Source organism: Neobacillus terrae, assembly GCF_011393025.1.
Classification (GTDB): domain Bacteria; phylum Bacillota; class Bacilli; order Bacillales; family Cytobacillaceae; genus Neobacillus_A; species Neobacillus_A terrae.
Genome location: NZ_JAAOEO010000027.1, coordinates 18,627 through 45,205, shown reverse-complemented (window position 1 = coordinate 45,205; position 26,579 = coordinate 18,627). Strand labels below are relative to the sequence as shown.

At 40.5% G+C, this 26,579-nt stretch carries 23 protein-coding genes, 1 tRNA gene and 1 pseudogene; 2 read left to right on the top strand and 23 right to left on the bottom strand.

The window, feature by feature from the left end; translation table 11 throughout:
• Positions 1 to 118: 118 nt before the first annotated feature.
• The 6 genes from ftsH to spoIIE all read right to left on the bottom strand — a co-directional run bounded on the left by ftsH (position 119) and on the right by spoIIE (position 8,680).
• Positions 119 to 2,107, bottom strand: a complete 1,989-nt coding sequence (gene ftsH / locus G8761_RS23470) for an ATP-dependent zinc metalloprotease FtsH (RefSeq protein WP_166030372.1) — start codon at positions 2,105 to 2,107, stop codon at positions 119 to 121.
• Positions 2,108 to 2,235: 128 nt separating this feature from the next.
• Positions 2,236 to 2,784: a hypoxanthine phosphoribosyltransferase gene (gene hpt, locus G8761_RS23465; RefSeq protein WP_420800280.1), complete on the bottom strand. Its 549-nt coding sequence runs from the start codon at positions 2,782 to 2,784 to the stop codon at positions 2,236 to 2,238.
• Positions 2,774 to 4,195, bottom strand: coding sequence for a tRNA lysidine(34) synthetase TilS (tilS, locus tag G8761_RS23460; protein WP_166030370.1), 1,422 nt, complete (start codon positions 4,193 to 4,195; stop codon positions 2,774 to 2,776). Before tilS ends, hpt begins: the two co-directional genes overlap by 11 nt.
• Before the next feature lie 171 nt (positions 4,196 to 4,366).
• The gene (locus tag G8761_RS23455; RefSeq protein ID WP_166030374.1) at positions 4,367 to 5,410 is read right to left on the bottom strand and encodes a serine/threonine protein kinase; all 1,044 of its coding nucleotides are present in this window, start codon (positions 5,408 to 5,410) and stop codon (positions 4,367 to 4,369) included.
• A complete protein-coding gene (locus G8761_RS23450) occupies positions 5,379 to 6,116 on the bottom strand; it encodes a VWA domain-containing protein (RefSeq protein ID WP_166030369.1) in 738 nt (245 codons plus the stop codon). The genes G8761_RS23455 and G8761_RS23450 overlap by 32 nt, the downstream gene beginning before the upstream one ends.
• Before the next feature lie 89 nt (positions 6,117 to 6,205).
• Positions 6,206 to 8,680, bottom strand: a complete 2,475-nt coding sequence (gene spoIIE, locus G8761_RS23445; protein ID WP_166030368.1) for a stage II sporulation protein E — start codon at positions 8,678 to 8,680, stop codon at positions 6,206 to 6,208.
• A 361-nt stretch (positions 8,681 to 9,041) separates the two neighbouring features.
• On the opposite strand from spoIIE, the gene G8761_RS23440 reads away from it, so the two are divergent.
• A tRNA-Met gene (locus tag G8761_RS23440) sits at positions 9,042 to 9,115 on the top strand.
• A gap of 340 nt (positions 9,116 to 9,455) precedes the next feature.
• On the opposite strand, the gene G8761_RS23435 is transcribed toward G8761_RS23440, so the two are convergent.
• The 12 genes from G8761_RS23435 to G8761_RS23380 all read right to left on the bottom strand — a co-directional run bounded on the left by G8761_RS23435 (position 9,456) and on the right by G8761_RS23380 (position 21,286).
• Positions 9,456 to 9,881 carry a S1 domain-containing RNA-binding protein gene (locus G8761_RS23435; protein ID WP_166030367.1) on the bottom strand — a complete coding sequence of 142 codons (426 nt, stop codon included), beginning with the start codon at positions 9,879 to 9,881 and terminating at the stop codon, positions 9,456 to 9,458.
• 83 nt (positions 9,882 to 9,964) lie between these two features.
• Complete coding sequence (locus G8761_RS23430) at positions 9,965 to 10,363, bottom strand: FtsB family cell division protein (RefSeq protein WP_166030366.1); 399 nt, start codon at positions 10,361 to 10,363, stop codon at positions 9,965 to 9,967.
• Between the two features lie 24 nt (positions 10,364 to 10,387).
• On the bottom strand, positions 10,388 to 11,017 hold the full coding sequence (gene yabQ, locus G8761_RS23425) for a spore cortex biosynthesis protein YabQ (RefSeq protein ID WP_166030365.1): 630 nt from the start codon (positions 11,015 to 11,017) through the stop codon (positions 10,388 to 10,390).
• The gene (gene yabP, locus G8761_RS23420) at positions 11,014 to 11,316 is read right to left on the bottom strand and encodes a sporulation protein YabP (RefSeq protein ID WP_166030364.1); all 303 of its coding nucleotides are present in this window, start codon (positions 11,314 to 11,316) and stop codon (positions 11,014 to 11,016) included. Before yabP ends, yabQ begins: the two co-directional genes overlap by 4 nt.
• Positions 11,317 to 11,432: 116 nt before the next feature.
• Positions 11,433 to 11,702, bottom strand: a complete 270-nt coding sequence (locus tag G8761_RS23415) for an RNA-binding S4 domain-containing protein (protein WP_166030363.1) — start codon at positions 11,700 to 11,702, stop codon at positions 11,433 to 11,435.
• A 31-nt stretch (positions 11,703 to 11,733) separates the two neighbouring features.
• Entirely contained in the window at positions 11,734 to 13,206 is a 1,473-nt protein-coding gene (gene yabN, locus G8761_RS23410) for a bifunctional methyltransferase/pyrophosphohydrolase YabN (protein WP_166030362.1), read from the bottom strand.
• On the bottom strand, positions 13,190 to 14,833 hold the full coding sequence (locus G8761_RS23405; protein ID WP_166030361.1) for a putative polysaccharide biosynthesis protein: 1,644 nt from the start codon (positions 14,831 to 14,833) through the stop codon (positions 13,190 to 13,192). Before G8761_RS23405 ends, yabN begins: the two co-directional genes overlap by 17 nt.
• Positions 14,834 to 15,190: 357 nt before the next feature.
• Positions 15,191 to 15,727 carry a stage V sporulation protein T gene (spoVT, locus tag G8761_RS23400; protein WP_166030360.1) on the bottom strand — a complete coding sequence of 179 codons (537 nt, stop codon included), beginning with the start codon at positions 15,725 to 15,727 and terminating at the stop codon, positions 15,191 to 15,193.
• Positions 15,728 to 15,981: 254 nt separating this feature from the next.
• Positions 15,982 to 19,515 carry a transcription-repair coupling factor gene (mfd, locus tag G8761_RS23395; RefSeq protein WP_166030359.1) on the bottom strand — a complete coding sequence of 1,178 codons (3,534 nt, stop codon included), beginning with the start codon at positions 19,513 to 19,515 and terminating at the stop codon, positions 15,982 to 15,984.
• A gap of 109 nt (positions 19,516 to 19,624) precedes the next feature.
• On the bottom strand, positions 19,625 to 19,855 hold the full coding sequence (locus G8761_RS23390; protein ID WP_166030358.1) for an anti-sigma-F factor Fin: 231 nt from the start codon (positions 19,853 to 19,855) through the stop codon (positions 19,625 to 19,627).
• A gap of 97 nt (positions 19,856 to 19,952) precedes the next feature.
• Positions 19,953 to 20,513: an aminoacyl-tRNA hydrolase gene (gene pth, locus G8761_RS23385; protein WP_166030357.1), complete on the bottom strand. Its 561-nt coding sequence runs from the start codon at positions 20,511 to 20,513 to the stop codon at positions 19,953 to 19,955.
• A gap of 137 nt (positions 20,514 to 20,650) precedes the next feature.
• Positions 20,651 to 21,286, bottom strand: a complete 636-nt coding sequence (locus G8761_RS23380; RefSeq protein ID WP_166030356.1) for a 50S ribosomal protein L25/general stress protein Ctc — start codon at positions 21,284 to 21,286, stop codon at positions 20,651 to 20,653.
• Positions 21,287 to 21,786: 500 nt separating this feature from the next.
• On the opposite strand from G8761_RS23380, the pseudogene G8761_RS23375 reads away from it, so the two are divergent.
• Positions 21,787 to 21,958 (top strand): annotated as a pseudogene (locus G8761_RS23375) (transposase); the annotation flags it as partial.
• Between the two features lie 261 nt (positions 21,959 to 22,219).
• Here the strand turns inward: G8761_RS23375 and G8761_RS23370 are convergent.
• The 5 genes from G8761_RS23370 to purR form a co-directional block, all read right to left on the bottom strand.
• Complete coding sequence (locus G8761_RS23370; RefSeq protein WP_166030355.1) at positions 22,220 to 23,176, bottom strand: ribose-phosphate diphosphokinase; 957 nt, start codon at positions 23,174 to 23,176, stop codon at positions 22,220 to 22,222.
• A gap of 22 nt (positions 23,177 to 23,198) precedes the next feature.
• Positions 23,199 to 24,572: a bifunctional UDP-N-acetylglucosamine diphosphorylase/glucosamine-1-phosphate N-acetyltransferase GlmU gene (glmU, locus tag G8761_RS23365; RefSeq protein WP_166030354.1), complete on the bottom strand. Its 1,374-nt coding sequence runs from the start codon at positions 24,570 to 24,572 to the stop codon at positions 23,199 to 23,201.
• 268 nt (positions 24,573 to 24,840) lie between these two features.
• Complete coding sequence (gene spoVG, locus G8761_RS23360) at positions 24,841 to 25,131, bottom strand: septation regulator SpoVG (RefSeq protein WP_166030353.1); 291 nt, start codon at positions 25,129 to 25,131, stop codon at positions 24,841 to 24,843.
• Positions 25,132 to 25,344: 213 nt separating this feature from the next.
• Positions 25,345 to 25,719 (bottom strand): RidA family protein, encoded by a 375-nt coding sequence (locus G8761_RS23355; RefSeq protein ID WP_166030352.1) that lies wholly within the window; start codon positions 25,717 to 25,719, stop codon positions 25,345 to 25,347.
• Positions 25,720 to 25,731: 12 nt separating this feature from the next.
• Positions 25,732 to 26,556, bottom strand: coding sequence for a pur operon repressor (gene purR / locus G8761_RS23350; RefSeq protein ID WP_166030351.1), 825 nt, complete (start codon positions 26,554 to 26,556; stop codon positions 25,732 to 25,734).
• Positions 26,557 to 26,579: the final 23 nt, after the last annotated feature.

Genomic DNA, 26,579 nt, shown 5'->3' with positions numbered 1-26,579 from the left:
GGGCGCTGGAGCTGGATTACAATAACCTTGTTCGGAGTTTTCCACAAGGTGAAAATCTATAATTTCCTAACCGACAAAAAAGAGCATCCTTTGGATGCTCTTTTTGTAAAGGTTTCAATTATACATTTCGATTTGGATCAGAATCATCAGCATTTAGGATGTCCGACGGGCGGTTCTCACCTATTGCCTGAGGACCTTCATCATCTTTTTTTGTTGTGATATTTACCTTCACATCATCTGACTTTTTTAATCCAAGGGATTTTTTATAGTCAGGGGATGTTCTGTCAGGCAAAACACCGTTTTCCACAAGATAATTAATTTGTTCAGCATCAAGTGTTTCAACATCAAGAAGTGTATTCGCAATTAAATCAAGTTTCTCGCGATTTTCATTAAGGATCTTCTTGGCTCTTTCGTAAGATTCCTTAATAATACGCTGAATTTCAAGGTCAATTTCATAAGCAATGGCATCAGAGTAATTCTGCTCATTATTAATATCCCTGCCAAGGAAAACCTGACCCTGGGCTTGCCCGAATTGAAGCGGTCCAAGCTTATCACTCATACCGTATTCAGTTACCATTTTTCTTGCAATGCCTGTTGCGCGCTGGAAGTCATTATGTGCACCGGTACTTACTTCACCAAACACAATTTCTTCCGAAACACGACCACCAAGAAGGCCGACAATTTTATCAAGTAATTCAGGCTTTGTCATGAAATAGCGGTCTTCCCTAGGAAGCATAACAGCATAGCCGCCTGCCTGGCCACGAGGAACAATGGTTACTTTATGAACCATATCAGCTTCATTAAGTATTAAACCAATTACTGTATGACCAGCTTCATGGAATGCCACAATATTACGTTCTTTTTTGGAGATAACGCGGCTCTTTTTAGCCGGACCTGCTATAACGCGGTCAGTTGCCTCATCCAAATCTTCAATTTCAATCTTTTTCTTATTTTGCCTTGCTGCTACTAGTGCTGCTTCGTTCAGAAGATTTTCAAGATCTGCACCAGAAAAGCCTGGAGTACGCATTGCAATGCTTTTTAAATCAACTGATTCATCAAGCGGTTTGTTGCGTGCATGAACTTTTAATACAGCTTCACGGCCAGTTACATCCGGACGATCTACTGTAATTTGTCTGTCAAAACGTCCCGGACGCAATAATGCGGGATCAAGGATATCTGGGCGGTTTGTTGCCGCGACAATAATAATTCCTTCATTAGCCCCAAATCCATCCATTTCTACAAGCAGCTGGTTCAAAGTCTGTTCACGCTCATCATGTCCGCCGCCGAGGCCTGCGCCACGCTGACGTCCTACTGCGTCAATTTCATCGATAAAAATGATACAAGGAGCATTCTTTTTTGCTGTTTCAAAAAGGTCACGGACACGGGAAGCACCGACACCGACAAACATTTCAACAAAATCAGAACCACTTATCGAGAAGAACGGTACACCAGCTTCTCCTGCAACCGCACGAGCCAGCAATGTTTTACCCGTTCCTGGAGGTCCTACTAGAAGAACCCCTTTAGGAATTCTTGCTCCGAGCTCGGCGAATTTCCGTGGATCTTTCAGGAATTCTACAACCTCTACCAATTCCTGTTTTTCTTCATCCGCACCCGCTACATCTCTGAAGCGAACTTTTTTCTTATCTTCGTTATAAAGCTTTGCTTTGCTTTTGCCAAAGTTCATAACACGGCTGCCGCCGCCCTGCGCCTGATTTAATAGGAAGAAGAAAAGAATAAAAATAATCACGAATGGAATGATTGATGTAAAGAAGGTTACCCAGCCGCTTGTTTCTTTTGCCGGCAAGACATCAACTTTTGTATCTGGAACTGCTTTTTCAATTCGATTAAGCATTGTTTCGTTATTGGGCATATAAGTCAGAAAATACTTATCCTTCGGATAGCCCTCGAGCTGGCCTCTTACCTCGTAAACACCACGCTCTGGCTGAAGGGAAACCGATGAAACATCCCCTTTTTCAATATGCTGCACAAACTTGCTATAGGATATATTATCGGTAGGCTGATTATTTCCATTAAAGAAACTAACCACGCCAATTATGACTAAGAATATCAATAAATAAAAGATGGTATTACGGAAAATCCGATTCATCCCTTACCTCCTCCCACGGTCAACAAACTATATTAAATAGTATCATAGTAAATCATTCCAATTCAAGAAATTGGCTCTTATTTAACTGAGGCGCTTTAATTATCCCAATTAAGTATTAGTACAACAGCTTAGTCATTATTATTCGAGTACACTTCCGGCTTTAAAACACCAATATATGGAAGGTTTCGGTATTTTTCAATATAATCAAGTCCATAGCCGACAACGAATTCATTCGGCACAATAAACCCGACATAATCTGCTTCAATATTGCTTTTTCGGCCGGTTGGCTTGTCAAGCAGAGTAACAATTTTAATTGACTTAGCTTTACGGTATTTAAACAAATCAACAAGATAACTTAATGTTAAGCCACTGTCAATTATATCTTCAATAATAAGCAGGTCTCTTCCTTCAACAGAAGTATCGAGATCCTTTAGAATTTTAACCTCACCAGATGATACGGTCGAATGTCCATAGCTGGAAACATCCATAAAATCCATTTCAAGATAACAGTCCATTCGTTTTAACAAATCACCCATAAAAGGCATCGCACCTTTTAATACTCCGACAGCAAGCGGGAAACGGTCCTTATATTCTTCTGTTAACTGCGCAGCCAGATCTTTGATTTTTGCCTGAAGCTCCTCCTCACTAAACAGAACTTCTTTAATATCATCTTTCATCATTCCATGTGCCCCCTAGAAGATAGTTGCTTTTAAAAGTAAGCAGTACATAGTGCTCAGCTGCCTGGCTTATGCCCTCAAGCGCTGATTTTTTCAAACCTGGGAGCCAAAGGATTTCTCCCTTGCCATTGGTAATTACCGGCCATATATCCCTTAAAGAAATGGGGACTTTACTGTTAATAAAGATATCCTTTACTTTCTTTGAACCGGACATCCCTTTTAACGACATCTTGTCTCCATTTTCCCTGTTTCGGATAACAATTGGCCATTCCAGGTTCTTTATGTTAAAAAAAGCACCACATTCAGTTAAAAATGGTGACATATGATCGACAATTTCTAATGTTATGCTGCTGCCATCAGGCAGATAAACAGAACCAGGTTCAGTTAGTTCCAGCCTGTATTTATCATGGCTTTGCAAATCAAATTGAAAAAGGCAATCGCTGTAGGACCGAACAACTTTTAATCCGCCAGGAAGATCGAGTTTCCCTGAAGGATTGGAGCTATAAATCAGGGAGTAAATCTGATCAATATGTATAGCGGAAAGCGACTCGGGCCTTCTTTTGTAAAGATATTTTAATATTAGTTGAATACCTCTTCTTTGTAAAGGCATTGGCATATCCCGGAATACATTAGTATCAATGGAAACTTGGCTATTAACTCTTTTAATGATTACTCTATTCATTTTCTCCGCCGTTAATTCCTGAAGGTAGTTTTCATCCGTCTGTAAATCTTCACTTAGACGCTGAAAATGTTCATGAACCTGTCTGTTTTCCGACTTCAGAAATGGAAGGACATGCTTGCGGAATCGATTGCGGCTGTAAACCTCTTTCAAATTGCTGGGGTCTAGTCTCGGCTCGAGATCATTTATCCTGCAATACTCCTCTATCTCCTTTTTAGTCATACTCAAAAAGGGGCGGAAAATACACCCTTTATGAAAAGGTCTTAAAAAAGGGATACCTGCTCGGGCTTTACCGGAACTTCCTCGTGTAAACCGCATCAGCATAGTTTCTATTTGATCGTCCCCATGATGGGCAAGCGCCAATAATTTAAAACCATACCTTTCCATTACTTCATTAAAGAAATCATACCTGGCCTCTCTGGCAGCGACCTGAGAGCTTTTGCCCGTTCTTTCCATCATTTCCGGAATGTTAATCCGTGCCATCTCAAAAGGTATTTCATTTTCTTCACAAAAACTCTTTACAAACATGGCATCCTCGAATGATTCTTCTCCGCGAAACATATGATCCACATGTGCAGCTACAATAGTAATGTTCTGCTTCTCCTTTTGCCTCAACAAGTAATGGAGCAGCGCAAGGGAATCTGGACCTCCGGAAACTCCGACTACTATTTTTTTATCTTCGAGGGAAAAGGAATGGTGACTCAAAAAGGCTTCAACTTTTGTTTCTAACATCTTCACTCTTCCTTTTGGAATACCTCTTTACCCGTAATAACAGATAAATACACGTACTTTGTTTTTAAATAGCTTACCACTTTTAAAAGGAGAGCTTCAAAGGCTGAGCTTAGATTTTGGATGTTGAATTAAACTTTCGCTACTTTCATACGAATTGGAGCAAAAAAAGTTTCAAATAACTTTAAATAATATGTAGAAAAAATATAAAAAGGAAACAGCAAGGAAAATAAAGAAGGTTTCCATCCATACCCTGCGTTTCTTCTGTTTTTTCGGTTTTGCCTGTCTTACAGAGCTTTGCCTTTGTTGTTTTAGGGCTGTGCGTGACATTCCAGCCGGCGATCCGGAAGGAGTAGTGTTTCTTCCTTCAGGCTGTGGCTGGGTAGCCTTCCTCTGTCCAGCAGAAGCTGTGTCTATACCTGAAATCTTTTGGAGAAGCTCACTTCGCATCTCATTAGCGGAAGTAAACTTCCCTGTCAGTGCCTTTAATAGAACATCCTCTATCTGTGTTAACTCCGTTTTTTTCCTTATTGCATCCCTGAGCTGGCCAATTTCGCCTATTGTTTTGGAAAACCTTTCTGGATAAGCTGTATTAATTAATACCATAGCTACAGCAAACAAATCATAAGTGGGCTCAGCCTTCCTGGTACCAAGTCCCCAGTAACCACGATCAAAAAACTCTGTAAACTCTTTTATAGCTCTTCCTATTTGAGTGGTTCCGCCAACATCGATACATCTAATCCGGGCAGGAGGACCCTTAACAATTAAATTATCAGGCTTCAAGTCTCCAAAAACCCATCCCTTTTCGTGCAATATGGCTAAATCATTTAAAAGCTGGAGAATAAGTACCATTGTCCATACGCGGCCTTTTTGCTTAATATATGAAAGTAAATCAGGTCCTTCTATGTATTCCATCGCATAAAATGAAAAAAGCCCCTTACTGCTTTCCCAGTCATCCACATCGAGCAAAGAAGGCCCGAGGGCGGACCCTTGGACCTTTGCGAAGGATTTTAAGACATTTGCCTCAGAAGTAACCGACAATCCATCTTGACTCATTTTCAAAGCAATCTGCATATTTCCATGCTGTGCCAGATAAACGGTTCCGTTCGCACCGGATCCCAATTCCTTTATCACTTTAAACTGCTTCCTATGCCATTTCCCTGTTATCACAGTGCCGGGAATGATATTAAACGGATTCTTCAAAGGATGATTCATCATCACCGGACAAAAGGCTCCTTAATGATCTTTTTTGTTTAAATGATGCCAAAGCTACCTTAATAGCCGGACCGGTAGGCGTAACCCCGCCAGTGCTCAGCTGAGGGAAGATAGAACTTAAAGCCTGCAGCTTAGGCGACCAATCCATTAATTTTTCAACATCTCCATTTTTCCCGGGAAATACACAAACAGAATATAGGTTAGCTCCTGATCGTGCACCCATACTTAAGGATAGATCAATCAGGGCTTCTTTTACTGTTGGCAGTTTACTTTTCATGCTTGCACTAGTATCAACAAGAATCATTACTTCAAGATTTACAGTCTCCCCCAGCTCATCTACCACTTCCATTACTTCTCCCCTTTTTTCAGGCGGAAGATCTTCAAGTGATTGTGATCGGCCAAGGATTTGCTTTAACTCTCGATTAACAACTCCCTGAAGGGTTTGAGTCATTGCTTTTCTTGTTACCATTTGTACTGTTTGGGAAAGCTGCCGAGCATACACAATTTGGTGAACTCCGCCGCCTGATAAAGCAATACCCTCAATTTCTTTCATTCCTTGTTCGTCTATCCGATCCTCGTTAATGACTCCTATTACATTTACGGTAATTCCCTGCTCCTTAGCCAGCGCCGCCATTGCAATCGGGTCTTCCCCCTGGTTCGAACAGCCATCCGTAATTAATAAGATTTGCCGAATTTTACCTGCGTACATTCCCATTCCCCTCCGTTAACTGAATTGTTACCATTTTCGACGTCAACTGGAGGATTTATACATACATCTAATTAAGTCTTTAAACCTCTCTAAGCCTGTTTTTTTAATTTATACATTGGAATGGATGCCCACTTCGGGGTATTATGTTTAATTTTCGCAACTGTAACAGTCATATCATCTTCAATAGAACCTGAGCCTGAGCGGATAACCTCCTCCATAATTAAATCTGCCATCTCCTGTGGTTCGTCAGTTTGAATCTCCTGTATTTTTCTTTTCATCCATAAATCATAATTTTCAACATGGCGCGGCCCTTCAAAGACTCCATCACTCATCATGATTAACAAATCTCCAGCCTTAAGCTGCTCGCTGACTACATCAACATCAAACTCCTGTATGATACCCATAGGAAGGTTGCTGGCCTGTATTTTAAATACCTTGCCTCCTCTTTTTATAAAACTTGGGGTTGAACCAATTTTTAAAAATTTAGCTGCTGCATTTTGCAAATCAATTACAGCAAGGTCAAGAGTAGAAAATATTTCATCTGTTGTTCTTAGTGCGAGGACAGAGTTAACAGATTTTATTGCCACTCTTTCTTCAATGCCCGATTGGAGAATCTGCTGAAGGAGCTGGAGGGTCTCCTTGCTTTCATAATGAGCTCTTTCCCCATTGCCCATGCCGTCACTAATCGCAATGGCGAACTTCCCGCAGCCTAGCTCAATTGTAGAATAGCTGTCCCCGGAAACAAGACCTCCATCTTTTGCTGCATGGGCTACCCCTGTTTCAACCGTAAAGGTTTTAGAAGATCGGAAGGTTACCTGGCTGAAGCCGCGTGGGTATTCTGATTTCTCTTCCGAAATGACTACAATGGTTTCCCCTAATATATCTGAAAGCATTGGAGCGATTAATTTTTCACATTCACCATGTCCATTAGGATAAGGAATGGTCATATCTATATCAACGTTGCCCTGTTCCAGGCTGTATATTTCAACATACTCTATTAAAACCCCGAACTCCTGAATTGCCTCCATTATTTGCTCTTCCTGTTTCGAATGATTTTCCCTTTCCCTTTGGATTTCCTTGGCAAAGTCACCCATTACTTCCGAAACTCCCAAAAGCTGATCTGCAACAAGTCTTCTGCTTTCCAAAACCTGCTTCTTTAATTTTTGATTAGCCTGGAAAAACGTGAGCTCCTGCTGGATAGCATCAATAACTTTCTTTGAACGGGAACAATATTTGTCCCATTCCCTTTCCAGCCTTTGAGGGACTGTGCCATCATTTTGGTCTAATTGATGCATAATATCTTCCATGTACTCATATGTTGTATTAAAATTCCTTGTCCAGCATTGATCCTTTTTAAAACATGTCTGGCAGGTCTTTTCTGTAACATTGCTCATAAAATAATCCAGTTCTCTAAAACTGTCATCCTCTGATAATGGAGTGCTGGCATTCGAAAAGCTTTTGGATAAAGCCTCAAACACATCTGAAAACTGAGCCACCCGGCGTGCCGTAACATCCCTCATTTTCCGCATGTACTTTTGCTGCTCGGCAGTATACTCCGGAGTGCCAGGTATATATTTGGCCAGCCTTCCCGATAATGCAGCAGGGGTAAGCAAAAATAAAGCAATAGATGCAGCGGTTTCAAGAAGAGTAACTGGTAGCGTGCCGCCTCCCTCACCATACATGCCGATCAGAAGGGTTGAAATAAACAGACCAATTGATACACCAATTTTTTTACCTTCCTTAAGCAGACCGCCCAGAACCCCTGAAAAGGCAAGTAAACTCATATGATAAAAGCTCGATACGTTCGCAAGACTGAAAATCAATCCGGTTACTACTCCAACGGTAGAACCAACTGCGGCACCTGCTACATAGGAAAACAAAAGGACCAGATACCTTGACATGATATGTTCTAAAGAAAGGCCGTAAACCTTCCACCCAATTGTTCCTGTCATTATAGAAGCTAGTAAAATAATCAGGCACACAATTTCTTCTGTTTTTAAGGACTGTCTTCGTTTATTAAATGTTATTAAAGGGATGCTTTGCATAAAGATCAGTACTAAAATAAAACCAAGGCTCGCCTGAACTCCTGCCATCATTCCATCGTAAACCGATAATTCCTTATGGACAATAAATGCTTCCGCTAACTTACTAATGAGTAGGACTCCGCTAACAAAAAAGGGAAGGGCACGTATTTCATTATTCAGCCACTTTTTAGAAATTCTAAACACCAGCAGGAAAAAGAATGCCGATCCAAATGTAACAACAGAATTTTGAAGCCCTATTGTTGCTGCGCCTGCAACTAGTCCAGCCAGTGCGATAGGGGCACGGTCCTTTTTAATAATGTAGACAGCAGCAAAAAATGGCAGGCAAAACGGTGTAAGCTTTGATAGTATTAATGCTCTGCCCAATAAAAATCCAAGAATCAGTAACAGGTATCCTTTTTTAAGGAAGAAGGATTCCAGTTGAGTCTTCAATTTCTTCATTCCCGATCGAAAATTCCGCCTTGTTGGCTCAAAGTTAACTTCCCCCACAGGTTTCAGTAAGCCCTGTTCTGCCTTTTCCATCCATTAACACTCCCCCATCGAGCTCTATTGCAAATTATTATATAGGGACAAGCCTTCAAAGATTGTCAAAATAGCGTACAAGCCTTAATAATTTATTCGACTGTTTTTTTTGAAAAGAACACAAAGAAACAAAATCCCAAGGAATGAAACAACCACTTATCAGATTTCATAGACTTAAGTGGTTTATTCCCGAATGAGGGAGGTTTTTTAGGAAAACTTGGCATTCGCCAATTCCTTTTTGGCGGATGCCTTAGTTTTGCTTATGCGTTCAGAATTTATGGATATAAATTCTGATTAGCAAAAAAATAGATTGACATACTTTTTTAATCTTAGTATTATATAACTTGTTCGTTAATACCTTGGCGGTGTAGCTCAGCTGGCTAGAGCGTACGGTTCATACCCGTAAGGTCGGGGGTTCGATCCCCTCCGCCGCTATTAAACTGCAGGAAAAACTCCAGTATCTAAAAAGATGCTGGAGTTTTTTTGTTATGATGAATCTGTAAACTTTTCTGAAAACCTTCGTATATTCCCCTGTAGATTTCCGCCTCAGGCACTCGCCTTTCACCTGACTAGAACTGCCTCGGGAAAAGCGGGTACTCTTCCTTCGTTTGATTCTATTGCTGACCAAGCCTGCCTTATCCTGTCAGTCGTGCGTTCAGAATTAATGGATATAAAAAATCAGCTAAAAATAAACAGGCACGCCCTGACGGACCTGCCTGTTCCACGTATATAAAAACGGAGTACTGCTAACCTTCCAATTAAAATAAGCAGCAAGTTAGCCTCGTCTGGCTCCTCTTCCCCCACGTTTCGATTCTGTATTGCGCTTTAAGGAAGTCAAACGATCTTCGCTATCTTTCAAGAACTTTGCCATTTTAGACTCGAAATTTTCAGGTCTGGCATTTCTGTCATTCGTTCTTCCCTGACGAGGACGTTGTGAATGTGAATGGGCTTTCGGCTGTTCCGGACGGTCCTTTGCCTTTTTAATGGACAAACCAATCTTGCCATCCTTCTCCACATTAATGACTTTTACTTCTACCTGGTCGCCTACTTTTAAATGATCATTGATGTCCTTAACATAGTTATCTGCGACCTCACTGATATGGACAAGTCCAGTCGATCCATCCGGCAACTCCACAAACGCTCCGAAATTAGTAATCCCTGTTACTTTCCCTTGTAACTTGCTGCCTACTTCGATTGACATAAAAAGATTTTTCCTCCTTAAAAATATAAAAAATCATGCATACTACATATTATACAGAATGGAAAAAATAAGTGTCAATAAGACTACCTGTTGGTTGATTTTTCCTCGGTATCTTTTGGAAGATTAAAGATGATTTCATTCTTGTCAGATAGAAAGTATTCCTTCCTGGCAAGCTTGGCAATATAATTATCATCATTTAATTTTACAATATCCTCTTTCAGAATGGCCTGCTGTTTCTTCATGCCCGCCAATTCCTTTTTGAGCTGTTCCCTTTGGGCCAATTTACCATCAAGATCGGTTGATTGAATCAGAATTTGAGAGATCATAAAATATCCAACAAATACGGCAAAGACAAAGAACAGCCCCAGCCTTCTCATCAGGAACTTTCTATTCCGGGTAGTTGCTAAATCAGCGTTTTCCCGTTCCTTAACATAAGGTGATTCTATCTTTGCGATCTTTCGCCTGTTGCGTATTGCACTCATTCCCCGCAAACCTCCCGATTCCATTCATTTCTTACTTTTCCACCTGTTCAACCATCTATAAACATAATTCTTGATTTTTAAAATAATTCCTGCCACACCATTATATAACTTCTCGACGGGTTTTTTAATATATTTCGGCAAAAGCCTCCAAAAAAATAACAGAATTTTTCCAAAGGGCTTTAAAACGACCTTAAAGATTAATAATATAGCCTTAAATAGTATCTTTACAAGGGCAAAAAGCCCCCGAGCCGCTAGCAAAATTGCAGCGATCAGCAGCTGTATTAATCCGACAATCGGCTTATAGACCAAAAGGCGAATAGCGTTTTTGAAAAACCGGTAGATCGCCATCGCCGCAGAAATAACTATTTCCAGCAGTTTTCGATAAAAGGAACCTAATAAACTTTGATAGGCCGCAAATCCACAAAGCAGAGCCACAAATATATAAAATCGAAGCTCTCCTTTATTAGAAAGGAAGAGAACATAAAAAACGATTAATGCCTGAACGGCCCAAAACAGCAGATCATTCAAAAAAACAATCCATACTTTCCGTTTGGGGCGCTTTAGAAACCGCTGGTATGTATCCAGCATTGCCCCAAAAAGCGCTCCCATGCCAATCATGGAAATCATGGTAATAAACTGTGTCGAAAGGCTCATCGGAATAACTTGCTAAAGAACCCTTTAGCCTTCTCCCCATGCTGCTCGTCCAGATAGACAAGATCAAAAATCTTTCCTTTAATAGAAACAATCCCTTTATCAACATCAAGGTTTTTCATTTGAAGATTTTGTCCCCTGATAGCGAGAAAGCCCATAACTGTCTCCAGCAGGAATTCCTCATTATCAAAGCTTTCGACCTGTTTCACTCCGGTTATATCGAGCAGTTTTCTTCCCCGCATGACCACATCGTGGTCGGGAACCGTACTTTTTGTTGTGTTTGTTTCATAATACTGGCTCATTATCATCCCTCACAATCACTTTGTACAACCCTTTTGTACATTTGTATGTGATTTGTTAAGGAATTAGAACAAGCAGGTCCCGTCTCTCTATTCAAAAAAATCGGGATGAGTGTCTTTTAAAACTCTTCTCTTGGAGCCCTTTCTTCGCTTACGATCGTGTACATTTCTGCCGCTTCTTCCTTTCGGGAATTTTCCTGAAGGCGTTCAATTCTTGCGGTCACTGTCCGTTGTCCAAGGCGGATCGTCAGCTCATCCCCTACTTTAACAGTAGAACTGGCTTTTGCTTCTTTTCCGTTGATCTGAATTCTTCCCTGGTCCGACACTTCCTTCGCCAGGGTTCTTCTTTTAATTAATCGCGAAACTTTTAAAAATTTATCTAAGCGCATACTGTTTCCCCTCTTTTCTTATAATGTTTGTTCATAGGCCCTTCGCTTTTGCTTCATCCCAATATTTGTCAAGCTGTTCTAAAGAATACTCCTCAAACCCTTTGCCGCTTTGACTGACTTTTTCCTCAATAAACTTGAAACGGCGGACAAACTTTTCATTTGTTGCAAATAAGGCTTCTTCAGGCTGAATTTTTAAGAACCTGGCGATATTAACAAAAGCAAATAATAAGTCGCCATACTCTTGTCTTGCTAAAGAAATAAAGCTTTCACCTTTCACGAGTTCCTCTTCAAATTCCTGAAGCTCTTCCTTCACCTTCTCCAATGCCGGGCCGATTTCCTTCCAGTCAAAACCTACTTTTGCTGCTTTTTTTTGCAGCTCATAAGCCCTCAATAAATTAGGAAGCGCAAAAGAAACCCCGTCAAGCAGAGATTTTTCTGGTTTCGTTTCTCCCTTTTCCTGGTTTTTGATTTCCTGCCAATTGGCCAGGACCTCATCTGAGTTTTCCACTTTTACAGTGCCAAAAACATGCGGATGGCGGCGGATCATTTTCTCCGATAAAACCTTTATGACATCATCAATGGAAAAGTATCCCTCATCTTCTCCAATTTGTGCATTTAGCAATACCTGAAGGAGAACATCGCCCAGCTCTTCAACAAGATGATCAAGATCACCGCTGTTTACTGCATCTATTACTTCATAGCTTTCCTCTATTAAATACTTATTCAGTGACTCATGGGTTTGTTCTTTATCCCAAGGACAGCCATTCGGGCCTCTAAGCTGAGCAATAATCTCACGAAGCTTCGTAAATTCCTGTAAACGAATTTGTTCATCCTTTACAGGGGGTACATAAATCGATGTCAGATTGTTCAATGACACTTTATGATCAAGCTCATAAAGCGGCACAGCTGTAATTTCTTCTTCTGAACTTCCCGCTGCTGTAACAATGTAGACAGTATAATCATCGGGCAGTCGTTCCATAAGCGTCAGCTTTACCTCTGATGCGACAAACTGGTCATAAACCTGGCTGATAAAAATATGCTGAGTAATTTGCAAATTTGATGGCTGAAGATCCGTTCCGTCCAAAAGCTGAAAGCCGTCAACAGGATCAATTTTTAAAGCTTGAAAAATAGCATCTAAAAAGCTTTGCCCCCCGCCAACCAAAATCTCTACATCTTTTTCAGGCCCATAGTTTAAAAGAAGCTGTACTGTTCTTTCAGCCACAAGTGGATGGCCGGGAACAGCATAAATAACTTTTTCGGTATCCGCCTTTTCAAGGAGAACCGAAGCAATCTCCTCGTAAACTGCCTCAAATTGGTCATGCTTTTCATAGATGGAGTCAAATGAGGTATATTGGAGACCCTCCTTTTCTAAGTCAGCAATAACCGGATGCTCCTTTGTCCTTAAATACAGATGGCCCGAGTTTTTTAGTTTTTTATAAACGCCCAATGGGAGCTGGTCGAGATCGCCCGCACCTAAACCCAAAATTTCAATCGTTTTTTCCATATTTTTGACTCCTGTCGCCCTTTGGCAATAATAAAATTAATTTACTTCCAAATGGAAATAAAGCAAGATCTTCTTCACGAAAAACTGACGAACGAATGACAACGAATAAAAATAAAAATCCTCCGAGCATTGCAGCACTTAATGCTTGAATGGCGGCTGCAAGCCGTTCCGTTCCAATTACGTCATATAGAAAATTCGTTGCTGCTAAATATCCCTTCAAGATCAAAATCATAATCAGGGATCCTCCAGCAAGGGCAGCAATAAACCTGGTTGAGATTAACCTGATGGACATAACCTTGCGAAGATTTGCACTGAGCAATAAGGTAATGAGCGCCATTGAAATAATGGTTGCCCAGGCTGCCCCCAGTGTCCCAAATAAGGGAACCAGTATAGCATTAAGAAGATACTTAATGGGGAAGGATGCTAATATGACAACAGATGGAAATACCATCTTCCCCAATCCCTGCAGGATAGCTGTCAAGGTTGAGATGACAGAAGTGAATAAAATGACCATGGACAAAACTCCAAGAACTTCAGAACCGCTGCTATTTTCAAATAGCATTATATTGGTTGGCTTAATAATAGCCCAAAGACCAGCTGTTGCACCAACACCTATAACTAGGCTGATCTGCAAAGCAAGCCTGATTTTTTCACTTAAAAAATGGATATTTGCCTTCAATCGTTCACTGGTGATAATAGGAACCAGTGATAACGACATAGAAGTAGATAAAACCGTTCCAAGCTGAATCAAAGGCTGCCCCCTGTCAAAGATACCTTTTAAGGCCTTTGCTGTCTCAGCTTCGATTCCGCTGGAGGTTAAAAGGGAATATAAATTTAAGGAATCAGCCATTTGCACAAAGATCATCAGCATGCCACTGATACATATAGCCATTCCCTGGAATAACAGAGCTTTCATAATCCATCCGGTTCCTCTGAAAATACCTCTTTGTCCAGCTCCTTTTAAAGAAAAAACATGACCTTCCTTCCTCAGCCATAAAAACATAAATAAAAGTAAGGCCGAAACCAGGCTGCCTGTAACGGAGCCAAACATAGCCCCTCCACCAACAAGATACAGGGAAGCTCCTCTATGCATGAATAAGTATGCCAATATTAAGATGGTTGCAACCCTAATTGCCTGTTCCGCCACCTGTGAGACTGCTGTTGGAAACATGTCTCCATTTCCCTGGAAAAGCCCTCTTAACAAAGCAACAACTGGGAAAGTAAGGAAAACAATTGATACTACTTTTAATAAAATAACCAGCTGCGGGTCATCCATCCAACGGGCAATCTTATCAGAGCCGGCATAAAGAATTAAAAAACATATAAGGCCGAATAATTGTAAATAAACATATGTAATAAATAAAAAATGGCGTGCTCCAGCCAGGTCATTCTTTTCCCTCAATTCAGCATACAGCTTTGATATGACGACAGGAAAACCGGTTGTTGCCAAAACGATCGCTATCCCATAAAAGGGGTATACCTGCTGATAAATATAAAAGCCTACATCTCCGGCTATATTTTGAAATGGTATTCGATATACTGCACTTAATACTTTTGTAATTAAAGCTGCTGCCATTAAAATGAAGGCGCCCTTTAATAGATCCTTCGAGTGACTTGCGGGGTTCATAGCCCATCCCCTTCCTACAATAAGTTCCACCGTATTATAGCACAATGCCCGCCTGTTTCTCGGTAAAATGCAGGCACACATAAAAAACTATGCCCTCTCTTTAAGCTATGCTTTTTACATGAATGCTTAAAAAAAGCATCTATGGATAGGGGCAGTCATAGTGGAAACATTACTGTAGTTCAACTTTCGTTATCACTTTTCTACTTTGATTTCATGGAGATGGCTCCCGGCACGTAGTGAATCCTCTCGTTACCGTTTTTTCTCCAAGGGGGAAATTCGAGCATGAAAGGTCCTCCATGATTTTTCAGTGTAAAAAAAAAGGCAGCCTAAGCTGCCCTGTCCTCCAAGGAGGTATTACTATGATTCCATCTGTCTCGCTAAGAAGCCAGCTGCTGTTTCAACCGCTTTTTGTTCCACTTCACCAAGATTACCTTCTTTGGCAAAGATTATAACAGCACCAATCGGGTCACCATTTGCGATAATTGGCCCAATTGTATAGGCAGAAATTGGCTCTTCACTGCCTTCCACAAGTGCCAGATCACCCTGCTGGTTCATTAATACTGAATTGCGGTCTTCCATTGTTTTTTCTACCAGTTCACTGATGCTTTTGTTTAGATAATCCTTTTTAGAGCTTCCAGCTACAGCAATATAAGTGTCTCTGTCACAAATTAATATAGGATTGCCAAGGCTGTCATATAACGCTTCTGCGTATTCTTTTGCAAAATCACTTAATTCACTGATTGGAGAGTACTTTTTAAGGATTACTTCTCCATCCCTGTCTACGAAAATTTCTAGTGGATCCCCTTCGCGGATACGTAATGTTCTGCGTATTTCTTTAGGGATTACTACACGACCCAAATCATCGATTCGACGAACAATACCAGTTGCTTTCATCCAATGTTGCCTCACTTTCATCTGATGATTTTATTTTTGGCAATGACAAACTTTATTAGAAATCACCACCAACTTTGAACTTAGTATCTTTTCTAGTTGAAAGTTCTATACACCAATAGAGTATTTTTTTCTTTTCCTGTTAAATGTTCCAAAACCGGATAAACATTCCAGTTGAAACGGGCAGCTATATTGGAAATATTACCCCTGGGTATTGCCGATGAAACTTTTGGGACGTTACAAAAGCATTACATTTTTTATTTTAATGTCTTTTCTTTTTTTGCATAGGAAAGGCCCTTAACCATTTCAAAGGTTAATTGAAGCCACTGGGAGATTTCCATGCCTTTAATGTGCAGGCCTAACTTGAATCTTCTTCCGTCCATTCCAGGCCCAACTGTTCTGCCATAAGGACGGATTAACTTATGGATTTCCTGAATATCTACCTGATTGCTTTCCGATTCTTTTACCAAAATGGCAAGATCGTTCTTAGTTTGTTTAATGGACTCCACTCCCGCAAGAGCAGCATAAACCTTCATTTCCGCAATTGTAAACAGATAGGACACTTCATCGGGATATTCCCCAAAGCGGTCCAGCATTTCTTCCTGCAGCTCCTGAACATCATCAAGAGATTGAACACCTCGGAAGCGTTTGTACATTTCAATTTTTTGATGGCCGTCTTTTATATAGGAATCTGGTATATAAGCATCAATTTCAAGGTCAATTTCTATTGCTGCTTTTATATCCTCTTTTAAATCACCTTTTCTCTCTTCAACAGCTTCCTTCAGCATTTGTGAATACAGGTCAAAACCGACAGAATCAATAAAGCCATGCTGCTGTGCTCCCAGCAAATTTCCCGCCCCGCGGATTGATAGGTCCCGCATAGCGATTTTAAATCCTGAGCCAAGCTCTGTAAATTCTTTTATGGCCTGGAGCCTCTTGTCCGCAACCTCTGTAAGGACCTTGTCCTTCCGATAAGTGAAGTAGGCATAAGCTACACGATTTGAACGGCCTACACGCCCTCTTAATTGATAAAGCTGTGAAAGTCCCATTCGATCAGCATCGTAAACGATAAGAGTGTTTACATTTGGGATATCCACTCCGGTTTCGATAATGGTCGTACTAACTAGGACATCAAATTCCCCTGATAAAAAAGAAAGCATTACTGATTCGAGTTCATTCTCTGTCATTTGCCCATGAGCATAGGTTACACGCGCGTCGGGAACAAGCATGGAAATTTCCTCTGCTTTTCGCTCAATATCCTCAACTCTGTTATATAAAAAGTACACCTGGCCATCCCTGGCCAATTCCCTTTCAATGGCTTCACGGACCAAACCGCCGTTATATTCCATTACATACGTCTGGACAGGGAAGCGATTTTCCGGCGGTGTTTCAATAACAGAAAGGTCCCTTACTCCAAGCATGGACATATGAAGTGTCCTTGGTATCGGGGTAGCCGTTAAGGTGAGTACATCAACATTCGTCTTAAGGTGTTTTATCTTTTCCTTATGTGTAACTCCAAAGCGCTGCTCTTCGTCGATAATCAGCAAACCTAAATCTCTATAGATAACATCCTTGGATAAAAGACGATGTGTTCCTATGACAATATCAACTGTCCCTGCCTTTAATCCTTTTAGTGTTTCAGTCTGCTGTTTTTTCGATCTAAATCGGCTCAATAATCCTATATTAATCGGATAGTCCTGGAATCTTTCTCTTATAGTTTCATAATGCTGCTGAGCAAGGATAGTTGTCGGCACAAGGAGGGCAACCTGCTTTCCATCTGCAATTGCTTTAAACGCAGCACGGATTGCCACTTCAGTTTTTCCGTAACCAACATCTCCGCATAGCAGACGGTCCATTGGCCTTGCTCTTTCCATATCCTTTTTAATTTCATAAATTGAGCGGATTTGGTCCTCCGTTTCCTGATAAGGAAATGAGGTTTCAAATTCCCTTTGCATATCTCCATCAGGTGAAAACTGGTAGCCAACTGCGGCTTCACGCTGGGCATAAAGTTTAATGAGATCATCGGCAATATCCTGGACAGATTTCTGCACTTTCGTCTTTACTTTCTTCCAATCACTGCCGCCCAGTTTATAAATTTTGGGCTCTTTGCCTTCCGAACCAACATATTTTTGAACCAGATCAATTTGTTCTACCGGGACATAAAGCTTATCTGTCCCCTGATAGCGTATATGAAGATAATCTTTATGAATACCGTTTATAAGCAATGTTTCAATGCCAAGATATTTACCGATACCGTGATTAACATGAACAACGTAATCGCCAATTTTAAGTTCGGAATAGCTTTTAATTCTTTCTGCATTTGATAGTTTTTGCCGGCGTGCAGATGGCTTTTTCGTTTTTTTATTAAAAAGCTCCTCTTCCGTGATAACAGCAATTTTTTGAATGGTCATTTCAAATCCTGTTTGAAGGCTTCCCTGCATAATCTGCGATATTCCAGGACGTATTTGGCTGTCATTTTTTATTATAGATGCCTCGATTTCATAATCCTCCAGCACCCGTTGCAGTTTCTTTACCCGCTCTTCGTCCTGCCCTAAAAAAACAACAGAGTAATTTCCTTTTTTCCATCGCTCTGTTTCCGCCTTAAGCAAATGCATTTGGCCGTGGAAACTTTGCATTGGCCTGCAAGATAAATTAATAATATTTTGAGGATTAGTATTCGATACATGTCTTAGAAATAAAGAAAGATAAAGCATTGGATGTTTTTTTCTTTGCAATAGTTCCGGCAGCGTATGGGAAATGGAAAGATCATGGATGATATGACCCTCAGCCAGCAATGATGTATACCATTCTGCTTCTTCTTTTTCCAGTGAAACATCCATTTCTTGAACTCTGCTTATCTCATCCATAAAAACAAGCCCATTCTCAGGCAGATAATCTAGCAAACTATTTGGGTTTTCATAGGCCAATGATAAATATTTAAAAATCTGGTCAGGCTTTATGCCATTTTTCAGCTGTTCAATTTCATAACCTATATTTTGCGAGAGAAGGATTTTTGCTTTATCATCCCTTACTCTTTTCAGGCTTTTGGAAAGTCCTTCTTCCAATTTGCCAATCAGCCTTGCAAAGTCACTATCTTCAAGCGGCGCCTCTGTAGCTGGGCCAATCAATATCTCTTTCTTTTTATCCTTGGAGCGCTGATCCTCTATCGAAAATGAACGAATGGAATCAATTTCGGTATCAAATAGTTCGATTCTAATAGGAGAGGTTTCCGTTAACGGATAAATGTCTATTATTCCGCCCCGCACACTAAACTCCCCTGGAGTGGCTACCATATCTGACCTGTTATAACCCATTTTAACTAGCTGTTTGAGCAGTCGATCTATATTAATATCTTCACCCAGCTTTAGAGACAGCTGGTATTGGCTCCATAAGTTTTTAGGCGGCAGAATTTTTCTAAGGCCGGCCATTGGTACAATAACCACACCATTTTTATGCTTTCCCCAATGGTTTAAAGCTTCAATTCTTTGACCCTTTAACTCAGGACTAGCAATACTCATTTCTGCAGCAATAAGTTCATTTGCCGGATATAAAAATACTTCCTGCTCGGTTAATAGATTCACAAGGTCATCAAAAACCTTTTGAGCCTGTAAAAGATTGTGGGTAACCAGCAGGACTGGCCTTTTGAGTTCTTTATAAACCGAGGCAACAAGCAGTGTTCTCGCCGACCCGGATAATCCCGCAATTAACTGTTCCTTTAATCCTTCTTCTATACCGCCAATAATAGAACGAGTATCTTCCTGCTGAAGAAATAATGTTTTTAGACCCTCCAAATGCTGTCCTCCTCTCTCGAAAAGCTTTATCATCTGTTAATCAATGATAAAGCTGGAAATCAAATCAAAAATATAAACAGAAAAATGCTTTGGACTTTTTCCAAAGCGTTTAATGTATTAAATAATCATATTGATGATAGTCCGGGTTCCGTTCTAATGTCTCCTGGCAATCCTCGCAAATGGATGTTACGTGTATATCCCCTGCATGATCGTAAGACACCATATCCTGTCTCTCATTGACAGTTAATTTATCTAAACCAAGACTTTCACTATGAATGGAAACCCGGTCAATGGAACCAATCTTTGTTCCGCAATGACGGCAATGGTAATGAATGGCCATGCCTGTCCCTCCCTGTAATCCTACTTTTTATATATTATTTACAGATAGTAGGGAAGTTATTCAGACAGTTTATATTATGACATAAAGCCTTTCATCATTACTGATTAAAATCATTCATAACCTGCAAAAATGGTTTAGCAAGCCAAGTTTCACAGGCCTCGGCACTCTGTTTCACGGCTTCTAGCATTACAGGCTGTTCCTGTTTGGTAAAGGTTCCAAGGACATAATCGGGTACAAAAACACCTGGTTCAGGCCGGTCAATTCCGATCCTAATCCGATTGAATTGCTGTGTCCCTAAGTGAGCTACAGTAGATTTTATTCCATTGTGACCGCCTGGACTTCCTTTTTGCCGGAGACGGATTTTTCCCGCCGGCAGGTCAAGATCATCATAGATAACAACAAGGTCCTCTGTCTCTATTTGATAATAATCCATCACTGCACGAATAGACTCTCCGGATAAATTCATATATGTAAGGGGTTTTAGCAAAAGAACTTTCTCTCCCTTATATAAACCCATCCCATATATCCCCTTATGCTTAGACTGATCTAGAGGGATATTAAAACGGCTTGAAAGTTCATCTATTACCTCAAACCCTATATTATGGCGAGTTTTTGCATATTGTTTGCCCGGATTTCCAAGCCCAACGATTAATTTCACCTGTTTCACCCCATCGGCTTACAAAAAAGCGTTTTCTTTAAAACTGAAGATACTGGGCAATTTCATGCTTTCATATCTTCTTTTATTATATAAGATAATTGCAAAAGACGTAACCTTTTCAGGCTACGTCTTTTTTTCTATTCACCACTTGGCTGCGTCTCTCTTCCTTCTTCATTCTCAGGAGGATCTGATTCCTGCTGTTCACCTGAGTTGATTTCCTCTTCTTGCTTAGGAGGGAGTATCGAAGCGATAACTTCTTCCCCTTCATTGTTAATTGTATATTCCCCGTTAACCGGAATATCAGCGACTGTAACTGTCTCTCCCACTTGGAGGCTTGTTACATCTACTTCAATATTAGATGGAATCTGATCTGGAGTTGTTGTTACAGAAACCTGGTGAACCGGCTGCTGCAATACCCCGCCATCCTTGACACCTGCTGCTTCCCCCGTTAATACGATGGTTACGTCTACTGTCAATTTGGAGGACTTATCTACAGCCAGGAAATCAGCGTGCACGATTTCATTTTTAATATGGTCCTGCTGGTAATCAGTAAGAATAACGTCTTGTCTGCTGCCTTCTACATCAAGAGAAATGACACCATTCCGTCCGACTTCCCTAATTGTTTTTAGAAGATCAGCTGAGTTAATGGAAACTGGTTTACTCTCGACCTTTGACCCGTAAAGAACTGCTGGAATGCTGCCACCCTGTCTTAATTTTTTTAGTGCTGATCCTCGAAGCTCTTTTCGTTCCTTTGCTTGTAGAACAGTAGTCATATGTTTGTCCCCTTCCTGTTTCTGAACTAAAGTGCTAGGTTGGTTCCGCTGTCACCTTTAGGTTTGGCAGTACCAAATTATTATAAATAATGCCTCTTTAAAAAAATGCCCCAAAACAGAGTTGTCTAAACGTAAATTTTAAACTCTTACTTCAAGCTGTTTAATAAATAGGCTTTATTGATCTTACCTGTTGATTTCCGTTCCCAGGCACTCGCTTTCTGCGGGGCGGGCGGTGAGCCTCCTCAGCGCACACGCCTGTGGGGTCTCACCTGACCCGCTAATCCCGCAGGACATTGAATAGCTCCCTTGAAATTGCCCAAGCACGAAGGAAATGCGATAGCGTTTCCGAGGAGTCTCGTGCCCTCCACTCCAATCACTGGGCTTAGAAGTTGGTGTGGCAATAGAACCAAGCCAATTTTAAAATAGATAGATATATATAACGCTTGAGGGGATTGAAAGTGCTTTAGAAAAACAGTTCCATTCAAAAGGATCAGCTTGAAATGGTTACATTAGACCAGCTTGTTCCTCAGGACTATTTGGTCCGTAAGATAGATTCGGCCCTTGATTTCCCTTTCATTTATGACTTAGTCAAGGATGTGTTTTCGGAAGTAGGGCGCCGCCCAAGTATTGATCCGGTACCTCATTAAACTTACCTTTATTCAATATACTTTTGACATGTGTTGGACAACTTGAGGGGAATTAAAAATATCGATGAAGGCGATCTTACTTTCGCTGCGCTGAATTAAAAAAGATGGCCAATTGGAAATGCCGCGGTCAAGTAACGGTCTGGAATCCGTGAATAGGGATGATTAATCCAATAGGGGATTTCAATAAAATCTAAAAGGGGTTCGGAATAAAGCATTCCGAACCCCTTTTGTCACCAACTGAGGCTGTTTATTTAAACAGCCCTTTTGACATTATATTTCTTATTTATCAATCAAAAAGAGTACTTACGGATTGCTCTTCGTGGACACGGATAATTGCTTCGCCGATAAGAGGAGCAACAGAAAGATTAACAATCTTTCTGGTTATTTTCTCTTCAGGAAGTGCAATTGAATTCGTAACAACTAATTCTTTAATTTTAGAGTTTTCAATCCGGTCGATTGCTGGACCCGACAGTACAGGATGGGTACAGCATGCATATACTTCAGCAGCCCCATTTTCAACAAGAGCATTAGCAGCAAGAGTAATGGTTCCTGCAGTATCAATAATATCATCTATTAAGATGGCCACTTTGCCTTCAATATTACCAACAATATTCATTACTTCAGCGACATTCGGTCTTGGACGGCGTTTATCGATAATAGCGATTGGTGCTTTTAAGCGTTCTGCCATTTTTCTTGCTCTGGTTACTCCGCCATGGTCAGGAGAAACGATAACAATGTCTCCGTCTAACTCTCTGTTTTTAAAGTACTCGGATAGAATAGGCACACCCATTAAATGGTCAATTGGGATATCAAAGAATCCCTGAATTTGAGGAGCATGTAAATCAAGACAGATTACGCGGGTTGCTCCAGCTGTTTCAAGCAGATTTGCCACCAATTTTGCAGTGATCGGTTCCCTGGCACGTGCTTTACGGTCCTGGCGGGCATATCCATAATACGGCATAACAATATTAATTGTTTTTGCAGATGCACGCTTTAAGGCATCAATCATGATCAATAATTCCATAATGTTTTCATTTACCGGAGCACTGGTAGATTGAATAACATATACGTCACAGCCACGGATACTTTCTTCTATGTTGATCTGAATCTCACCATCACTGAAACGGGTAACAGAGCATTTTCCAAGTTCCACTCCGATTACCTTTGCGATTTCTTCTGCCAGTGGATAATTTGAGTTCAGGCTGAATACCTTTAAGTTAGGATCTAAATATTGATTTGACATGACGGCCTCCATTATTCTTCTCTTATTTCTTCAGGTTAAGCTTTTCAACATAATTTTCTTTATTCACCTGGCGTGCACGTGCTATTGACAATGCTTCACCCGGCACATTATTTGTAATGGTAGAGCCTGCTGCAACATATGCACCCTTACCAATAGTAACAGGAGCGACAAGATTGGAATTGCAGCCAATAAACACTCCATCTTCTATTTTAGTCAGGAATTTATTTTTTCCATCATAATTAACTGTAATAGATCCGCAGCCAATATTAACATCTGCTCCTACCTCAGCATCACCAATATAACTTAAGTGAGATGCTTTACTTGCTTTACCTATGACAGCCTTCTTAATCTCCACGAAATTACCGATCTTAACTTCATCCTGAATTGAAGAATCTGGGCGTATATGTGCAAATGGCCCGATATTTACTTCAGAGCCTATTGAACTTTTAAACGCAGCAGACTGGCGAATAACCGTGTTGTCCCCAACTTCACAGTCTTCTATTTCAGAAAAAGGTCCTATCATGCACTCGGATCCTATTGTGGTATTTCCTTTTAAAATAGTTCCCGGAAGGAGAACGGTATCCTGTCCAATAACTACATCTGGTCCAATATATGTATTGGATGGATCAACAATTGAAACTCCATTTCGCATATGCTGCTCATTTATTCTGTTTTTCATAATTCTCTCAGCTTCAGCTAGCGCTACCCGATCATTCACACCAAGAGTTTCTTCAAATTCATCCGTCTGGAAGGCTGTTACAGTATCGCCCTGTTTTTTTAGTATTTCAATAACATCCGGTAAATAGTATTCACCTTGGACATTATCGTTTGAAACATTTGAAAGAGCCTTAAATAAGGCTTGATTATCAAAACAGTAAGTACCGGTATTTATTTCATTAATTTTCCGCTCTGCCTCTGTAGCATCCTTGTGTTCCACAATTTTTTCAACATGCCCATTCTCATCGCGGATAATCCTTCCATAACCAGTTGGATTCTCGATGCTGGCAGTCAAAATTGTTGCTTTAGCAGATTGTTCCTCATGATGTTTGAAAAGAGATTCCATAGTCTCCGCTTTAATTAAAGGGGTGTCACCACATACAACAAGAGTGATTCCTTCTTTCCCTTCAAGCAGATCCTTTGCCTGGACAACAGCATGCGCCGTACCCAGCTGCTGTTCCTGGAACACATAATGGCTTTGCTCGCCAAGCTGGGATTTAACCAAATCCGCCCCATGGCCTATAACAGTAATAATTTCCTCTATGTGAAGCTTTGTAATTTGATCAACCACATGCTGAACCATTGGCTTACCGCATACCGGATGTAGAACCTTGTAAAGCTTTGATTTCATCCGTGTACCCTGGCCAGCGGCTAAAATAACAGCAAAACGTTTAGACATGAACAGGCCTCCAATTTACCTTTTTATCCATTAAAAATATTATCGTAAATAGCCCGGCATTTCAAGGAATGAACGCAAGTCCCTTAATTTGTCAGAGGGATTTTTGAAAAAGATGATTAGGATAGAGTATAACGGGGTATAAAATAAGCGAAGATTTACTGATAAGAGTTTTGTATGTTATCTAGACTTTTTAGAAGAGAATATTAAAATCCAGGTCTTTTCAAAATAAAAAGGCCTTACTTATGAGGTAGGCCCTTGTTGCAGGTACTTAGGAAGCTCCGGCTTCTTCAAATTCAACTTCTAGTTCTCCTAAACGATGATATTCCGCCAAGACTGATTCCTGAATTTTTCCGCGGGTTCCGGAATTAATTGGATGGGCAATATCACGAAATTCTCCGTCTGGAGTGCGTTTACTTGGCATAGCGACAAATAAACCATTGTTTCCGTCAATTACACGGATATCATGAACTACGAATTCATTATCCAAAGTAATTGATGCAATCGCTCTCATGCGTCCATCTGTATTAACGCGGCGTAATCTAACGTCAGTTACTTCCACTCTGTCCACACCCTTTTTTTTAGATGAAATTCTAAATTAATTAATTCAACAAATTTTTTTAGATTCCTTCTAATATTTTAAAATTTTTTAGAAAAATTAGGGCAAATTGGTGAACAACTGTAAAAATGACCTTTTTAATACATATAATGGTATCTCATTTGCGTCTATTTATTCAAAAATCCCGTTCATCGGGAACGGGATTTTAAATTTCTATTATTTTGCCAGAGCTATAACTTCAATCTCTACAAGTGCATCCTTTGGCAAACGTGCCACCTCAACACAGGATCTGGCCGGTTTATGGTCTGTAAAGTATTCTCCATACACTTCATTTAAAGCTGCAAAGTCATTCATATCCTTGATAAACACTGTTGTTTTTACCACTGTATTCAAAGATGCTCCAGCAGCTGCCAAAACAGCCTGCAAATTTTTAAATACCTGATGTGCCTGTTCGCGGATGTCCCCTTCAACCATGGTCCCTTCCGCTGTTAACGGAATTTGGCCGGAGCTGTAAAACAAATTATTGACGATAATCCCCTGTGAATATGGCCCAATGGCGGCAGGTGCCAGATCAGTTTGTACAGTTTTCATTGATTTTTCCTCCTAATTTGTCCTTTTAAAAAAATTGCCCTCTTTTACATTGATTTTTTTATCACGAACATCTACACCCGAGAGCTGAACAAGTGATAAATATTCATCAACAAGCCGTTCTTCTATCTTTTCTGCTTCAACCAATACAGCAATGCCAGCTACAAAAGCTTTGAATTCTTCTAGAAGGCTTTTCATTCCAATAACCGTCCCGCCGGCTTTCATGAAGTCATCTACGATTAACACACGAGAGCCCTCCGCAAGACTTCGTTTTGAAAGAACCATCGTCTGAATTCTCTTTGCCGATCCAGATACATAATTAATACTAACTGTGGGACCTTCTGTAACTTTGCTGTCTCTTCTAACTATCACTACCGGTACATTTAATTGGCTGGCAACAGCATAAGCGAGCGGTATTCCTTTTGTAGCAACAGTCATAACAACATCAATTGGCGTATTGGAGTAAGCAGAGGCAATGATTTTCCCTGCTTTCTGCACGATAGATGGATTCCCAAGAATATCAGTTAAATATAAATAGCCTCCAGGAAGAAGTCTGTCGGGATTGGCAATCAAGTCACATAATTCCTTTATAAAAGGTCTTACCTTGTCCTCGCTTACCTTCACAAAAAATTTCACACCGCCGGCTGCTCCTGGAACTGTTTGCAGCGTGCCGATGCCCCTTTGTTCAAAGGTTTCTTTAATAATTCCCAGGTCTTCACTGATGGAGGACTTAGCTGAATCGTAACGTTCAGCAAAATATGTAAGGGGAATCAACTGGCGAGGATGCTCCAGCAAGTAGTTTACCATGTCAATCAGTCGTTCACTGCGGCGAAATTTCATAAAAACCCTCCAAAGCCGTATAT

Bases quoted from the DNA above. Each gene is read 5' to 3' on its own strand.
- ftsH (WP_166030372.1), bottom strand. From the start codon at position 2,107: ATGAATCGGATTTTCCGTAATACCATCTTTTATTTATTGATATTCTTA.
- hpt (WP_420800280.1), bottom strand. From the start codon at position 2,784: ATGAAAGATGATATTAAAGAAGTTCTGTTTAGTGAGGAGGAGCTTCAG.
- tilS (WP_166030370.1), bottom strand. From the start codon at position 4,195: ATGTTAGAAACAAAAGTTGAAGCCTTTTTGAGTCACCATTCCTTTTCC.
- G8761_RS23455 (WP_166030374.1), bottom strand. From the start codon at position 5,410: ATGATGAATCATCCTTTGAAGAATCCGTTTAATATCATTCCCGGCACT.
- G8761_RS23450 (WP_166030369.1), bottom strand. From the start codon at position 6,116: ATGTACGCAGGTAAAATTCGGCAAATCTTATTAATTACGGATGGCTGT.
- spoIIE (WP_166030368.1), bottom strand. From the start codon at position 8,680: ATGGAAAAGGCAGAACAGGGCTTACTGAAACCTGTGGGGGAAGTTAAC.
- G8761_RS23435 (WP_166030367.1), bottom strand. From the start codon at position 9,881: ATGTCAATCGAAGTAGGCAGCAAGTTACAAGGGAAAGTAACAGGGATT.
- G8761_RS23430 (WP_166030366.1), bottom strand. From the start codon at position 10,363: ATGAGTGCAATACGCAACAGGCGAAAGATCGCAAAGATAGAATCACCT.
- yabQ (WP_166030365.1), bottom strand. From the start codon at position 11,017: ATGAGCCTTTCGACACAGTTTATTACCATGATTTCCATGATTGGCATG.
- yabP (WP_166030364.1), bottom strand. From the start codon at position 11,316: ATGAGCCAGTATTATGAAACAAACACAACAAAAAGTACGGTTCCCGAC.
- G8761_RS23415 (WP_166030363.1), bottom strand. From the start codon at position 11,702: ATGCGCTTAGATAAATTTTTAAAAGTTTCGCGATTAATTAAAAGAAGA.
- yabN (WP_166030362.1), bottom strand. From the start codon at position 13,206: ATGGAAAAAACGATTGAAATTTTGGGTTTAGGTGCGGGCGATCTCGAC.
- G8761_RS23405 (WP_166030361.1), bottom strand. From the start codon at position 14,833: ATGAACCCCGCAAGTCACTCGAAGGATCTATTAAAGGGCGCCTTCATT.
- spoVT (WP_166030360.1), bottom strand. From the start codon at position 15,727: ATGAAAGCAACTGGTATTGTTCGTCGAATCGATGATTTGGGTCGTGTA.
- G8761_RS23390 (WP_166030358.1), bottom strand. From the start codon at position 19,855: ATGGCCATTCATTACCATTGCCGTCATTGCGGAACAAAGATTGGTTCC.
- G8761_RS23380 (WP_166030356.1), bottom strand. From the start codon at position 21,286: ATGACTACTGTTCTACAAGCAAAGGAACGAAAAGAGCTTCGAGGATCA.
- G8761_RS23370 (WP_166030355.1), bottom strand. From the start codon at position 23,176: ATGTCAAATCAATATTTAGATCCTAACTTAAAGGTATTCAGCCTGAAC.
- glmU (WP_166030354.1), bottom strand. From the start codon at position 24,572: ATGTCTAAACGTTTTGCTGTTATTTTAGCCGCTGGCCAGGGTACACGG.
- G8761_RS23355 (WP_166030352.1), bottom strand. From the start codon at position 25,719: ATGAAAACTGTACAAACTGATCTGGCACCTGCCGCCATTGGGCCATAT.
- purR (WP_166030351.1), bottom strand. From the start codon at position 26,556: ATGAAATTTCGCCGCAGTGAACGACTGATTGACATGGTAAACTACTTG.